This window comes from Micromonospora sp. NPDC003776, from assembly GCF_053605645.1.
The window spans coordinates 1-13,213 of record NZ_JBSGJR010000129.1 but is presented as its reverse complement, the minus strand read 5'-3'; the positions used below and the strand labels follow the sequence as shown (position 1 = coordinate 13,213).

General features: G+C 73.5%; 12 protein-coding genes and 2 pseudogenes. 10 read left to right on the top strand and 4 right to left on the bottom strand.

Translation table 11 applies throughout. From position 1 onward, the window contains the following. The coding region (locus tag ACWEVO_RS13690) for a site-specific integrase (protein WP_452307863.1) at window positions 1-372 on the bottom strand (372 nt) is incomplete at its 3' end. An 851-nt stretch (window positions 373-1,223) separates the two neighbouring features. Here ACWEVO_RS13690 and ACWEVO_RS13685 point away from each other — a divergent pair. Together ACWEVO_RS13685 and ACWEVO_RS13680 are read left to right on the top strand one after the other, a co-directional pair. After that, window positions 1,224-1,565 (top strand): hypothetical protein, encoded by a 342-nt coding sequence (locus ACWEVO_RS13685; RefSeq protein WP_452307862.1) that lies wholly within the window; start codon window positions 1,224-1,226, stop codon window positions 1,563-1,565. A gap of 104 nt (window positions 1,566-1,669) precedes the next feature. Beyond that, window positions 1,670-1,888 (top strand): hypothetical protein, encoded by a 219-nt coding sequence (locus ACWEVO_RS13680; protein ID WP_452307861.1) that lies wholly within the window; start codon window positions 1,670-1,672, stop codon window positions 1,886-1,888. Window positions 1,889-1,944: 56 nt separating this feature from the next. Here the strand turns inward: ACWEVO_RS13680 and ACWEVO_RS13675 are convergent, their stop codons facing one another. The 3 genes and pseudogenes from ACWEVO_RS13675 to ACWEVO_RS13665 form a co-directional block, all read right to left on the bottom strand. Further along, entirely contained in the window at window positions 1,945-3,342 is a 1,398-nt protein-coding gene (locus tag ACWEVO_RS13675; RefSeq protein ID WP_452307860.1) for a recombinase family protein, read from the bottom strand. A 28-nt stretch (window positions 3,343-3,370) separates the two neighbouring features. Beyond that, window positions 3,371-3,622, bottom strand: a pseudogene (locus tag ACWEVO_RS13670) (magnesium chelatase domain-containing protein); the annotation flags it as partial. A gap of 2 nt (window positions 3,623-3,624) precedes the next feature. Then, a pseudogene (locus ACWEVO_RS13665) lies at window positions 3,625-3,783 on the bottom strand (YraN family protein); the annotation flags it as partial. 156 nt (window positions 3,784-3,939) lie between these two features. Here ACWEVO_RS13665 and ACWEVO_RS13660 point away from each other — a divergent pair. From ACWEVO_RS13660 to ACWEVO_RS13625, 8 genes are all read left to right on the top strand, one after another. Then, entirely contained in the window at window positions 3,940-4,839 is a 900-nt protein-coding gene (locus ACWEVO_RS13660; RefSeq protein ID WP_452307859.1) for a hypothetical protein, read from the top strand. 560 nt (window positions 4,840-5,399) lie between these two features. Next, window positions 5,400-6,227, top strand: coding sequence for a 30S ribosomal protein S2 (gene rpsB, locus ACWEVO_RS13655; protein WP_452307858.1), 828 nt, complete (start codon window positions 5,400-5,402; stop codon window positions 6,225-6,227). A 135-nt stretch (window positions 6,228-6,362) separates the two neighbouring features. Continuing rightward, window positions 6,363-7,190, top strand: coding sequence for a translation elongation factor Ts (gene tsf / locus ACWEVO_RS13650; protein ID WP_452307857.1), 828 nt, complete (start codon window positions 6,363-6,365; stop codon window positions 7,188-7,190). Between the two features lie 166 nt (window positions 7,191-7,356). Further along, complete coding sequence (gene pyrH / locus ACWEVO_RS13645) at window positions 7,357-8,124, top strand: UMP kinase (RefSeq protein ID WP_130332947.1); 768 nt, start codon at window positions 7,357-7,359, stop codon at window positions 8,122-8,124. 85 nt (window positions 8,125-8,209) lie between these two features. Then, window positions 8,210-8,767 (top strand): ribosome recycling factor, encoded by a 558-nt coding sequence (gene frr, locus ACWEVO_RS13640; protein WP_452307856.1) that lies wholly within the window; start codon window positions 8,210-8,212, stop codon window positions 8,765-8,767. A 357-nt stretch (window positions 8,768-9,124) separates the two neighbouring features. Next, entirely contained in the window at window positions 9,125-10,672 is a 1,548-nt protein-coding gene (locus tag ACWEVO_RS13635; RefSeq protein ID WP_452307855.1) for a phosphatidate cytidylyltransferase, read from the top strand. Window positions 10,673-10,776: 104 nt separating this feature from the next. Continuing rightward, window positions 10,777-11,922: a 23S rRNA (adenine(2503)-C(2))-methyltransferase RlmN gene (gene rlmN / locus ACWEVO_RS13630; protein ID WP_452307854.1), complete on the top strand. Its 1,146-nt coding sequence runs from the start codon at window positions 10,777-10,779 to the stop codon at window positions 11,920-11,922. A gap of 22 nt (window positions 11,923-11,944) precedes the next feature. After that, the gene (locus ACWEVO_RS13625; protein WP_452307853.1) at window positions 11,945-13,168 is read left to right on the top strand and encodes a DivIVA domain-containing protein; all 1,224 of its coding nucleotides are present in this window, start codon (window positions 11,945-11,947) and stop codon (window positions 13,166-13,168) included. Window positions 13,169-13,213 lie beyond the last annotated feature (45 nt).

Below are 13,213 nucleotides of genomic sequence, written 5' to 3'. Positions count from 1 at the left end.
GCGCGGGGCCTCCATCAACGTGGCCGCCTGATCCGCTCGCAGGACGGTGGGCAGCTCACGGCGTGCCCGGGGACTGGCCAGGGGGGCGGCCACGTCGGTGGGAAGCAGGCCGGCGCGATGCGCCCAGGCGGTGAACGTCCGGGCCGAGGCGGCCCGACGGGCCAGGGAGGTGCGGGCCGCCCCCATGGTCCGCTGTTTCGCCAACCAGCTCCGCAGCACCGTCAGGTCCAGCTCCGCCAGCTCCCCGCAGCCCATCCGCACGGCGTGGTCGAGCAGGGAGACCAGATCGGTGACGTACGCCCGCACGGTGTGCGCCGACCGGTTGCGGACCCGGGCCAGGTGGTCGGCGAAGTCGTCCACCGCCTCGCGCATCGCCGGCGGCAGCGCCTCGTGGACCGCCCGGGTGCCGCTCACCGCCACCTCCGACCGCACTCAACCGGCCGGGTATCGGCGCATCGGTCGGCCCCGGCGTCCAGACCGGTGCCGGAAAATCTACCGGCCTCGGCATCCGGGCCGGTGCCAGGGAACCGGCCGGGCCGGCTGGCCCCTGCGTCCGAGCCGGCGCCGGGAGACCCGTCGCACCGGTTGCGGCCGGGCCGGACGCTGCTGTCGGCGGACACCGACCCAGCCTACGGCGTGCGTGTCGATCCGGCCGTCGTCGCCGCCGGGGTGCAGGACACCGTCCTGCTCGGCGTCCTCGGCACCGCGCCCGGGGGGCAGGGTCGTGCCCGGCGTGCTCCCGCTGGCCGGCCGCGACCTGCTCCGGGTCTCCGCCAGCCGGTCCCGGGCGCCCGCTCTCGCGTCCATGGAGAGGGGACCCAGGCCTGGCGCAAGACCTCCCGGCCAGCCCCCTGGAACCGATCTGCCGCGGCGGCACCCGTCCCGGCGTTCGGGCCGCGCGGCGACTCAGCCGCGGCCGTCCGGCCGCCCATGGGCCGGCTCCCCGCCGCTGCTCTCCAAGGCCGCGCGGTACGGGGTGGCAGAACCGGGGCTGGACAGGGGAAACTGTTCCTACGAAAAGGACGGTGGTGGGCGCTCCGGGCGGGACGACTGCCGGGCCGCCGACGCTGCCGGTACAGGCGCCTCCCGCACCGTGGGAGCGGTCGGGGCGGTGAGCGAGGACGCGCGTCCCCAGGGACGGCGCGAAAGGGTGATTGGCGAGTCGGACGGAACGGGGCGTCGAACCCAGGGAAGTGGCGCCCACGGGAGGAAGGGGACCGGACGTGGGTGTGGATGCCGTCCTCTACCGGCTGGTGCGCGCCGGACCTGCCCGTCGCCGCCCGTCGTACGTCGCCTCAGAAGTGGTGGCGGATCCCGACGACGTCCTGCTGGACCTGCTCAAGCGAGTGCGCGGCGGAGGCCGTACGCCTCTGCTGGACCGCGTCGACCCGCTCGGCGAGCTGGTGGTGGGCGCCGGGTCCGCCGCGCAACTGCTCGCCGAGTTGCGCTGCCTGGCCGAGGTGGCCGGGGCGCCGGCGGAGGTCCAGCACGTCCGGCGACTCGTGTTGCTCGCCTGGCGCTGCCTGAACACCCGGGACGTCGAGATCCGCTTCGAGGGCGACTGACTCAGCCACCCCGGCCCGACCCGACGGGTGCGGACGGCGCCAGGGCGTACCCGCCGTCGCGGCGGACCACCAGGCCCAGTTCCTCCAGCATGGACAGCTTTCGCATGGCGGTGCGCAGGGTCGGTCAGCGGCGGGGCCTGGTCGACCAGGTGGGCGGTGTGGTGGGCGAGCACAGCTTCCCGCAGGTCGCGGGAGGCGGCTTCGGTGCCGGGGTGATCGGCGCCGTGGCAGCGCTTCAGCGCGCGGCGTACCTGCCGAGCCTTGAAACAAGGGAAGTATTCATCCACCGGGGCCTCCGCGGCCCCTGCGTCGGCGGCAGCTAAAAGCTAGCAGCGAGGATCGTTCTGGCCACGTCAGGAAGATCACCCGTGGTGTCGTGTCAGTGCTTCCATGCGATGTCGACCGTTGACGGATCGAAGTACGAGCTGCCCGGCGTCCAGCCGCGCGGCCGGCCCTTCCGCGTCCGGTGGACCGTCACCGTCACCAGCGTGTCGACGACCGCCCGGCGCCGGTGCAGGTCGAGCGCCTCCCACGCCTTGCCCGGGTCAGCCACACCGATGAGCCCCGTCAGCGCGTCACTGTGGCCGGCGGTGGCCAGCTGGTCCTCGACCTCGGCGAGCCGGCGCCGCAGCCGCTCCGAGCCCTCGCGCAGCTGCTGGACGTCGATCGCGCCGTCGGCGTACGCGGCGGCCAGGCCGTTGAGCCGTTCGCGCATCGCCGTCGCGTCCAGCTGGAGCGCGCCGGAGTCGGGCCGCGCCGGTCCGGCGAGCAGGTCGGCGACGTCGGGCCGCGACAGCCGCTCGACGACGATCGCGCCGACGTACAAGTCCAGCTCTTCCGCATTGCGACTGATGCACTTGCCGGCCTTGCACACGTACGACGGGACCGCGCGGGCGCTGCTCGCGGCCAGCGTGGCGCGTACCGGTGTCCCGCACACGCCGCAGAGCGCCAGCCCGGACAGCAGCCATCGGCGGGCCGACGACCACTGCGTCCGCCGGCCCGGGTGGGTCAAAACCGACACGAGCGCCCGCCATCGGTCCTCATCGACGAGCGGCGGCCACGCGGCCGGCCCGACGACCTTCCTGCGGTGCTCCCGTAGCCCGGCGTTCCGGGCGCGCAGCAGCACCTTGCGAAGCTCGTTCGCGGTCCACGGCCGCCCGGTCGACGTGACCATGCCTCGCGCGTTCATCTCGGTGGCCTGCCCGCGCAGGCTGGCGCCGGACAGGATCGCGTCGGTGGCCTCAGCGACCGCCCGGGCCTCGTCCGGCCGCAGCGTCACGCCGTCCGGCTCGTAGCCGTACGGCCGCCGGCCGCCGCCCCACCGGCCATCAGCGGCGGCTTGGAGCTTCGCGCGCTGCTGCCGCTCGACTTGGTGCTCCACCTCGTACCGGGCCACAGCGCCAAGCTGGCGGGCGACCATGCGGCCGCTCGGCGTGCTCAGGTCGAGCGGACCGACCTTGACGGTGTACGTCGGCACGCCCCGTGGCTCGCAGGCCGAGATGTACTCCTCCAGCTCGATGGGGGAGCGGTGCAGCCGGTCTGTGTGCCAGGCGAGTACGGCGTCGATGCGAGCGGCAGCGATGTCGTCGAGCATCCGTCGGTACGAGGGGCGCGGCTTGCCGCTATACGCGGATAGATCGTTGTCGCTGTATACGTGGGCTGCCGTCAGGCCATGCCGCGAGGCCAGCTCGCGGCAGTCGTCCTCTTGGCGGGCGACGCCGAGGCCGCCCCCCTCGCGGTCCCGGCTAATCCGGACATAGATCGCAGCGCGCGTCATGTCGATGAGTATGGCATGAGTTGATATTCGCCGAATCGAACGCCGACCCGTACTTGGGCAGGGTGGCCGGGAGCAGGTTGAGGGTGATCCGCCGGTTCGGCCATTTCTGGCCGGAGTTGACGATGGCGGCCCGGACCCGGTCGCGGGCCTCGTGCAGGGCCGTGTCGGGCAGCCCGGAGATGACCACGCCCGGCAGCCCGGGTGCGAGGTCCGCCTCCACCTCCACGACGTGGCCGGTCACGCCGACCAGGCCGACGCAGAGCACCTTCGCGTAGCTCATGGTCAGAAGGCGCCCTTCAGGTGTTCGACGCGGGCCGGACCGGCGTCGGGCAGCCGGACGGAGAGCACGTCGAAGCGGACCTCCTCGGCGGTCGTGCCGGTCTCGGCCAGCCAGCGCGCGGCGAGGCCGCGCAGGCGCCGGACCTTCGCCGGCACGACTGCCTCCGGCGTCCTGTGGACGACCGGACGGCCTGTGGACGGGCACACGATCATGGGGCGGCTGTGCTAACCGACCCGGTGGGTCGCCGGGCGTACCGGGATCGAGCAGCGCAGACGCCGGGCTGGGCCGGATGGCGCGGGTGGGTCCGGTGGCATACCGTGCCGGTCGTGGACGGACGACGGAGCTTTCCCGAGGATCAGCAGGGGCCGCGTTGGGGCGACCACGCGTACGCCGAACCGGACTGGCGTGCGGCCGGCGAGCCGCGCTACCGCGACGACGACGTCCGCGCCCCGGAGCAGCGCACCGGTGAGGGCCGGTACGGCGACTCCGGCCGCTTCGGCGTGGCCGAGCCGCTGGATGACGGCGGCGAGGGCTGGCGTTCGCGCCGGGCGGACGATCCTTCGGAGATCTCCGGCGAGCTGCCGGGCGAGCGTGTCGGCCGCCGGGCGGCCCGCGAGTCCGACGACGGGCACGGTGGCGTCGCCCGGGACGGCGGAGTGGACGCGCTGCGCTCCGGCCCGCTGGGGGGTTACCCGGTCGTCGAGCCGGCCCGCCCCGCCGAGCCCACCCTCGCTGCGCCGGCACCGGTCACCGTCGGTGGCCATCCGGGCTACGGTGCGGCCACCCCGCTGACCGTCGGTGAGCGGCCCGGCTCCCCGCCGGGCGAGTCCGGGTTCGCGCCGCACCCGTTGGAGATGCCGACCGGCCCGATGCCGTCGGTGGCGCCCCGGCTGGACGTGCCGCCGCCGGGCGACGGGGTTTACCGGACCCGCCGGCCCGCTCTCGCGGTGCTGCTGGCGGTGCTGGTCCTGATCATGGAGATCCCGGCGCTGCGGGTGCTGGCGTACGGCCTGACCGGTGATCCGGTCTCCGCCTCGCACGTCGTGGTGGGCACGTTCCTGGTGGTCGGGCTGCCGATCTTCGGCACCGGCCTGTACGGGCTGCGCACCGGCGGGCTGGCGCTCGCCGACGGCAGCCGGGGCTGGCTCCGGCCGCCGACGGCGTACCTGACCGTCGGCCTGGTGCTCTTCGTCGCCGCCGCGCTCGCCGCCCGCTGACCGCCACCCGGCCGACGGCGCCGGCCGCCGTCGCGCTCGGCCCACCGGCCTCCGGGCGATGATCCGCTCGACCTGCGGCGAATCGCGGTCCGGCAAGGCTTGATCTACTCGACCTGCGGCATATCGCGGTCTCGGCGAACCGGGAGGGCCCGAGATTCGGCACCCGGAGCCGATCATGACGCCGGCCCGACCGCGGGCCCGGGCAGCGGCTTGAGCGCCGCCCCGGACGCGTGAGCCGAGGGCCAGGCCGAGCGCCGGCCCGGACGGTGGGCCGAGGGCCCAGGCCGAACGCCGGCCCCAGCACCGGCCGCAGTCGGGCCGAATTGCCCTGGAATGGGGTGTTCCCGCACCCCGGGACCGGGGCGCGGGGGAGGGGCGTACACTGGTCGACTGGCGACCGCCGTGCGCGGTCGACCTCGCGTGCCCTCTCCACGGACCTCTCGTGGGGCGACGGCCTCCCTGGTCCCGATCCCGATCGGGCCCACCATGGCTGACGACCGGGCGCCAGGCGTCCGGCCGCCGGCCGGACGGACAACCAGGGACGACTAGGAGTACCCACCATGGCCGTCGTGACCATGCGCCAGCTGCTGGAGAGCGGTGTCCACTTCGGGCACCAGACCCGGCGCTGGAACCCGAAGATGAAGCGCTTCATCTTCACCGAGCGCAACGGTATCTACATCATCGACCTGCGCCAGACCCTCGACTACATCGAGAAGGCGTACGACTTCGTGCGCACCACCGTCGCCGGTGGCGGCAGCATTCTCTTCGTCGGCACCAAGAAGCAGGCCCAGGAGGCCATCGCCGAGCAGGCGACCCGGGTCGGCCAGCCGTACGTCAACCACCGCTGGCTCGGCGGCATGCTGACCAACTTCCAGACGGTGTACAAGCGGCTCCAGCGGATGAAGGAGCTGGAGGCCCTGGGTGACCTGAGCGGCACCGCCGCCGGTTACACCAAGAAGGAGACCCTGCAGCTCTCCCGCGAGAAGGACAAGCTGACCAAGACCCTCGGTGGTCTGCGGGACATGCAGAAGCTCCCGGCCGCGGTCTGGGTGGTCGACACCAAGAAGGAGCACATCGCCGTCGACGAGGCCCGCAAGCTGGGCATCCCGGTGATCGCGGTGCTCGACACCAACTGCGACCCGGACGAGGTCGACTTCCCGATCCCGGGCAACGACGACGCCATCCGCTCGGCCGAGCTGCTGACCAAGGTCGTCGCCGCCGCCGTCGCCGACGGCCTGATCGCCCGTTCCGGCCGGGGCCGCGGCACCGACGAGAAGCCCGAGCCGGGCCAGGTCGGCGCCGACGAGCCGCTGGCCGAGTGGGAGCGCGAGCTGCTCGAGGAGCCGAAGAAGGGCGACGAGCAGCCGGCGACCGCCGCCGCGGAGTGATCGCGCCGTCGCGTCCCCACCGTCCGATTTCCCGGTCGGTGGGGCGCGACGGGTACGCCGGGCACAACCGGCCCGGATCCGGGTAACCCGGCAGCCAGACCATCCCACGCAGTCACAGACACCGAAGAGAGAGTCATGTCCAACTTCACCGCCGCGGACGTCAAGAAGCTCCGCGACCTCACCGGCGCCGGCATGATGGACTCCAAGAAGGCGCTGACCGAGGCCGAGGGCGACTTCGACAAGGCCATCGAGATCCTGCGCGTCAAGGGCGCCAAGGACGTCGGCAAGCGGGCCGGCCGCACCGCCGCCAACGGTCTGGTCGCCCACTCCGGCACGTCGCTGCTGGAGCTCAACTGCGAGACCGACTTCGTCGCGAAGAACGAGGCCTTCATCGCCCTGGCCCAGCAGCTGGTCGAGCACGGCGAGAACAGCGGCGCGACCAACGCCGAGGAGCTGCTCGCCAGCAGCATCGACGGCAAGCCGGTGGCCGACCTGATCCAGGAGCAGTCCGCCAAGATCGGCGAGAAGCTGGTGCTCAACCGCTTCGCCAAGCTGGACGGCACCACCGCGGTCTACCTGCACCGCAAGAGCCAGGACCTGCCGCCGGCCGTCGGCGTGCTGGTGCAGTACGCCGGCAAGACCGACGAGGCCGCCGACGCCGACGCCCGTGGCGTGGCCATGCAGATCGCCGCCATGCGGCCGAAGTACCTGACCCGCGACGAGGTGCCGACCGACGTCGTCGAGTCGGAGCGGCGCATCGCCGAGCAGACCGCCCGCGAGGAGAACAAGCCCGAGGCGGCGCTGCCGAAGATCGTCGAGGGCCGGGTCAACGCCTTCTTCAAGGACTTCGTCCTGCTCGAGCAGTCCTCGGTCGCCGACAACAAGAAGACGGTGAAGCAGGTGCTGGCCGACGCCGGCATCGAGGTCACCCGCTTCTTGCGGTTCGAGGTCGGCCAGGCCTGAGCCGCCGTACCGGGCGCATGACGCGCCCGGGGGGCAGGGTAAACGTCGACGAGGAGGCCGCCGGTGTACGTGACAGGCACCGCGGCCTCCTCGTCACATAGGGTCGGCAACGGCAGTTACGCGGTTCGCGGCGCCCACGGGGTGCGCGACGGAAGGGGCGGGGCGGATGACGCAGGTTGTGAGTGACCGGAGCCTGGCGGCGGACGATCCGACCGCGCCACCGCCCGGCCGGGCCCGCCGAGTGGTGCTGAAGCTCTCCGGTGAGGTCTTCGGGGGCGGCGCCATCGGCGTCGACCCGGACGTCGTGCAGGCCATCGCCCGGCAGATCGCCACCGTGGTACGCCGGGGCGTGCAGGTCTCCGTGGTGGTCGGCGGCGGCAACTTCTTCCGCGGCGCCGAGTTGCAGAAGCGCGGCATGGACCGGGCCCGCGCCGACTACATGGGCATGCTCGGCACGGTGATGAACTGCCTGGCCCTCCAGGACTTCCTGGAGAAGGAGGGCATCGAGACCCGGGTGCAGAGCGCGATCACGATGGCCCAGGTCGCCGAGCCGTACATCCCGCTGCGGGCGATCCGGCACCTGGAGAAGGGCCGTGTGGTCATCTTCGGCGCGGGCGCCGGCATGCCGTACTTCTCCACCGACACCGTCGCCGCCCAGCGGGCGCTGGAGATCCGCGCCGACGTGGTGCTGATGAGCAAGAACGGCGTGGACGCGGTCTACACCGCCGACCCCCGGGTCGACCCGACGGCGAGCAAGCTCGACTCCATCACCTTCTCCGAGGTGCTGCGCCGCAACCTGCGGGTGGCCGACGCCGCGGCGTTCAGCCTCTGCATGGAGAACGGCCTGCCGATGCTGGTCTTCGGCGCCCAGGGCGACGACACCATCGTCCGGGCCGTCGGCGGTGAGAAGATCGGCACGCTGATCACCGCCTGATCGGCCCGTCCCGGCCGCAGCGGTCCTCCGACACACCAGCACCAGCACAGCCCACGACGAGCGACAGAAGGAGGCGAGGAGACCGGTGATCGACGACACCCTCCTCGAGGCAGAGGAGAAGATGGAGCGTGCCATCGAGCACGCCAAGGAGGAGTTCGGCGGGATCCGCACCGGCCGGGCCAACGCCGCGATGTTCTCCCGGATCCTCATCGACTACTACGGCAGCCCGACCCCGCTGCCCCAGATGGCCTCCATCGCGGTTCCGGAGCCGCGCATGGTGCTCATCAAGCCGTACGACAACTCGCAGCTGGGCGCCATGGAGCGGGCGATCCGCGACTCCGACCTCGGGGTGAACCCGAACAACGAGGGCAACCAGCTGCGCATCCTGCTCCCGCAGATGACCGAGGAGCGGCGCCGCGAGATGATCAAGGTCGCCCGGCACAAGGGTGAAGAGGCCAAGGTCGCCGTCCGGAACATTCGCCGCAAGGGCAAGGAAGAGCTGGACCGCCTGGTCAAGGACGGCGAGGTCGGCGAGGACGAGGGTCGCCGCGCCGAGAAGGACCTGGACGACCTGACCCAGCGCTTCGTCGCCAACGTCGACGAGCTGGTCAAGCACAAGGAGAACGAGCTGCTCGAGGTCTGAGCGACCGTAGTACCGCCGGCACCGGTGTGCCGCCGCCCCGTCCACGACGAACTCCAGCTCGGCTGGTGGCCGTGATCCGGCCGCCGGGTCGGGTTGATCGGTGAAGGCCGGCCTGACGCCGCGTCCGCCGGCTGGAGCCGTCCGGGGTGGCGGGCCCGGTGCCGTCGTCGATCCGGGGCCATCGTCCGCCGTGCCGGGTTCCCGGGTGCAGTAGGCTCGGCACGATTCCCGACCACCACCGGGTGAACGGCGGGGATCGGCCGGCCGTCGGGTCGGTCAACCGGAGCAGTCGCGCCTGTAGGGGATGGTCTTGGTCTTGCGTCATGTGGTGGCACTCGTACCGTCTTCCGGTGCGTGATGTCCCACCCCGACCCCTACGGCGCCACGGAGCCGGGCGGCTGGGACCGCCCGGAGCGCCCGCTGCCCTGGCCGGAGACCGACCTCGAGCCCGGGCCCTGGCAACCGGCCGGCCCTGAGGCGTACGCCGGACCGTACGGCCGTCCCCAGCCCGTGGCCGACCGGTACGGGCGGCCGGGTGACCGGTACGCCGGGCCGCGCGACCGCCGCCCCTACGAGGATTCCCGCGGCCGCGGCTGGCGGGACGAGCCGCAGCACGACGAGCGGAGCCCCCGCGAGCCCGGGAATCGCGACGCGGACCGGGCCTACGCCGGCCACGGCGGACCGCGCGACCACGGCTACGCCGACCTCCGCGAGCGCGGGTTCGACGCCGGCCCGCGCGGTCGCGACGCCGACCGTAGCCACGGCCCGGATCCCCAGGGCTACGACGCCGACCCGCGCGAGCGCGGCTACGACCCGGATCCGCGCGACCGGGGCCACGACGACCCCCGCGACCGCGGCCAGTGGATCGACCGGCGCGGTGGGCCCGGCGGGGACGACGAGTACCCCACCGCCCAGATCGCCCCGGTCCGGGACGAACCGACCGCCCAGATCGCCCCGGTCCGGGACGAACCGACCGCCCAGCTCGCGGCGGTCCGCGACGAACCCGACCCGGAGCCGCCAGCTGGCCGCCGTGGACGCGGCCGGCGCCGGGCCAGCGCGGACCGGCCGCCGACCGCGCAGCCGGCGACGGGCCGTGCCGGCCGCAACCTGCCGGCCGCGATCGGTGTGGGGCTGGCCCTCGGCGCGGCGATCGTCGTGCCGCTCTTCTTCTACCTGCCGGCGTTCCTGGCGGTGATCGCCGCTGCGGTGGGGATCGGGATCTGGGAGATGGCCCGGGCGGTCCGCCGCAGCGGCGCCCACCCGCCGCTGGTGCCGCTGGTCGCCGGCGGTGTGATCACCGTGGGGCTGGGCTGGTTCGCCGGGCCGGACGCGCTCAGCCTCGGCCTGCTGGTCACCGTGCTGGGCACGATGATCTGGCGGCTCGGTGACGGCCCCGGCAACTATCAGCGGGACCTGACCGCGGCCACCCTGATCGCCGTCTACGTGCCCTTCCTCGGCGGGTTCGCGGCGATGCTGGCCGCCGCGCCCGGTGACGGGCACCTGCGGGTGCTGGTCACCCTGGTCGCCGTGGTGCTCTCCGACACCGGCGGGTACGCGGCCGGCGTCGCCTTCGGCAAGCACCCGATGGCCCCCACGATCAGCCCGAAGAAGTCCTGGGAGGGCTTCGGCGGGTCGGTGACCGCGGCCGCGGCCGGCAGTGCCCTGCTGCTCTGGCTGCTCCTCGACGTGGCCCCCTGGTGGGGCGCGCTGTTCGGGGTGGCGATCTCCTGCGCGGCCGTCCTCGGTGACCTCGCCGAGTCGATGATCAAGCGGGACCTCGGCGTCAAGGACATGAGCAACCTGCTGCCCGGGCACGGTGGCCTGATGGACCGGCTCGACTCGATCCTGTTCGCGGTACCGACCGCGTATCTGCTGCTCGCGGTCTTCGTCCCACTGGCGGGCTGAGGGATGAATCACGTCCGCGGACGATCATCCGCCGGCCGGTCGGGGCCGATTCGGCACCTACGGACGGGTGCGTCCCGCTCAGGGCGTGTCAGACTGGACGCGCCATGACGAGCCTCCCCGTGATCCCCGTGGACCCCGACGCCCGCGGCCGCCGGCCCGCGATGCCACCCCGTCACCTCGCCGACCTGGACCTGCCGGGCCGGCAGGCGCTCGTCACCGAGCTGGGCGAGCCGGCGTTCCGCGCCAAGCAGGTCTCCAACCACTACTTCGGTCGCCTGGTACGCGACCCGGGGCGGATGACGGACCTGCCGGCGGCCACCCGGGAGCGGCTGGCCGGGACGCTGCTTCCCACGCTGCTCACCCCGGTACGCGAGCTGGCCTGCGACGACGGCGCCACCCGCAAGGCGCTCTGGCGGCTGCACGACGGCTCGCTGGTGGAGAGCGTGCTGATGGGCTACCCGGACCGGGTCACCGTGTGCATCTCCAGCCAGGCGGGCTGCGGCATGGCGTGCCCGTTCTGCGCCACCGGCCAGGCCGGGCTGACCCGCAACCTCTCCACCGCCGAGATCGTCGACCAGGCCGTCTACCTCGCCGGCGTGGCCGCGTCGGGCGCGGTGGCCGGCTCACCGCCGCGGCTGTCGCACGTCGTGTTCATGGGCATGGGCGAGCCGCTGGCCAACTACTCCCGGGTGGTGGCGGCGATCCGTCGGCTGGTCGCGCCGGCCCCGGAGGGGCTCGGCCTGTCCCAGCGGCACATCACCGTTTCCACGGTCGGCCTGGTCCCGGCCATCCGCCGACTGGCCAGCGAAGACCTCTCGGTGACCCTTGCGTTGTCGCTGCACGCCCCCGATGATGAGCTGCGCGACGAACTCGTCCCGGTCAACCAGCGCTGGAAGGTGTCCGAGGTGCTGGACGCGGCATGGGACTACGCGGCCACGACGGGCCGTCGCGTGTCGATCGAGTACGCGATGATCAAGGACGTGAACGACCAGCCGTGGAGAGCCGATCTGCTCGGGCGGCTGCTGGCCGGCAAGCTGGCCCACGTGAACCTCATCCCGCTCAACCCGACTCCGGGCAGCCGCTGGGACGCCAGCCCGAAGCCGGTCGAGCGGGAGTTCGTCCGGCGGTTGCGCGACGCCGGGGTGTCGACCACGGTGCGGGACACCCGGGGGCGCGAGATCGACGGCGCGTGTGGGCAGCTGGCCGCCGCCGAGGACAGGGACACCGACCCGCGCACCGCGACGGCGTAGCGGTACGAGACCAGGAGACATAGTGGCGAGTCAGGGTCAGCGTTTCCGGCGTAAGGCGCTCCGCCGGGGCTACAAGGTCGACGAGGTCGACGCCTTCCTCGACCGGGTCGAGGCGACACTCGCCGGTCAGCCGGTCGGCGCCCCCGTGGCCTCCCAGGAGGTCCACGACGTCGTCTTCCGGGTCCGCTTCAACGGCTACGACGAGTGGCAGGTCGACCTGCACCTCGACCGGGTCGAGCGGCAGCTGGCCGAGCTCGAGGAGCGCGGCGGGATGGCGGGCGGACGCGGCGGCGACCCGCGCATGGCGGACCGGCTCGGCCCGCCGATGCGCGACGACCGTGGCCTCTCGCCCGTACCGCAGCCCCCGATGCCGCCCCGACAGATGCCGGCGCAGGCCGGACCGCCCGCCGACCGCTACGGGGGCGGCCGCTACGACGAGCCCACGGGCGCCTTCGCCGCGGGTGGGTACGAGGGCCGCCGGGTGAACTACGAGCCGCCGCGTGGTCCGGGCGGTCCCGGCCCGATGGGACCCGGTGGCCCCGGCCCGATGGGTCCGGGCGGTCCGGGCCCGATGGGTCCGGGTGGCCCCGGCCCGATGGGGCACGGCGGCCCGCCGTCGCGTGGCCTTCCGCCCGGACCGGGCGGCTACGGCCAGGACGACCGCCCGGGGGGTTACGGGCAGGACGACCGCCCGGGCGCCTACGGCCAGGACGACCGCCAGGGCGGCTACGGGCAGGAGGAGCGGTTCGACGGGTTCGAGGCCGGCCGGCGCGGTCGCACCGACATGACGGCCGAGATCCGGATGCCCGAGCGGGATCTGCGGGACCTGCGCCGCGGTCCGGCCGGTCCGCCGCCGCAGCAGGGCTACGGCCCGGGCCCCGACCAGGGCTACGGCCCGGGCCCCGACCAGGGCTACGGGCCCGGTCCCGGCATGCCCGGCCCGCCGCCGATGGTCGGCCCGCCGATGGTGGGTCCGCCGATGGCCGGTCCGCCCGGCAGTGACCTCTACCGGGTCGACCAGATCCGGCGCAGCTTCCAGGTGCGCCGCTTCGGCAGCGGGTACGACCCCGACCAGGTCGACCGGTTCTTCGAGACCCTGCTCGGCGGCATGCAGGGGCGCAACCCGATGCCGGTGAACCCGAAGGACCTGGACACGCTGCGCTTCGGGCTGGTGCCCGGCGGCTACTTCGAGGCCGAGGTCGACGCCGCGCTCAAGGACGTGCAGGACATCCTCCTGGGTCGGTGATCCGACCAGGACGACGACGAGGGCCCGCCCCCGGAAGGGGGCGGG

Coding starts and splice junctions, on each gene's coding strand:
- ACWEVO_RS13680 (WP_452307861.1), top strand. CDS start 1,670: ATGGCGGTGCGCAGGGTCGGTCAGCGGCGGGGCCTGGTCGACCAGGTG.
- ACWEVO_RS13675 (WP_452307860.1), bottom strand. CDS start 3,342: ATGACGCGCGCTGCGATCTATGTCCGGATTAGCCGGGACCGCGAGGGG.
- rpsB (WP_452307858.1), top strand. CDS start 5,400: ATGGCCGTCGTGACCATGCGCCAGCTGCTGGAGAGCGGTGTCCACTTC.
- tsf (WP_452307857.1), top strand. CDS start 6,363: ATGTCCAACTTCACCGCCGCGGACGTCAAGAAGCTCCGCGACCTCACC.
- pyrH (WP_130332947.1), top strand. CDS start 7,357: ATGACGCAGGTTGTGAGTGACCGGAGCCTGGCGGCGGACGATCCGACC.
- ACWEVO_RS13635 (WP_452307855.1), top strand. CDS start 9,125: ATGTCCCACCCCGACCCCTACGGCGCCACGGAGCCGGGCGGCTGGGAC.
- rlmN (WP_452307854.1), top strand. CDS start 10,777: ATGACGAGCCTCCCCGTGATCCCCGTGGACCCCGACGCCCGCGGCCGC.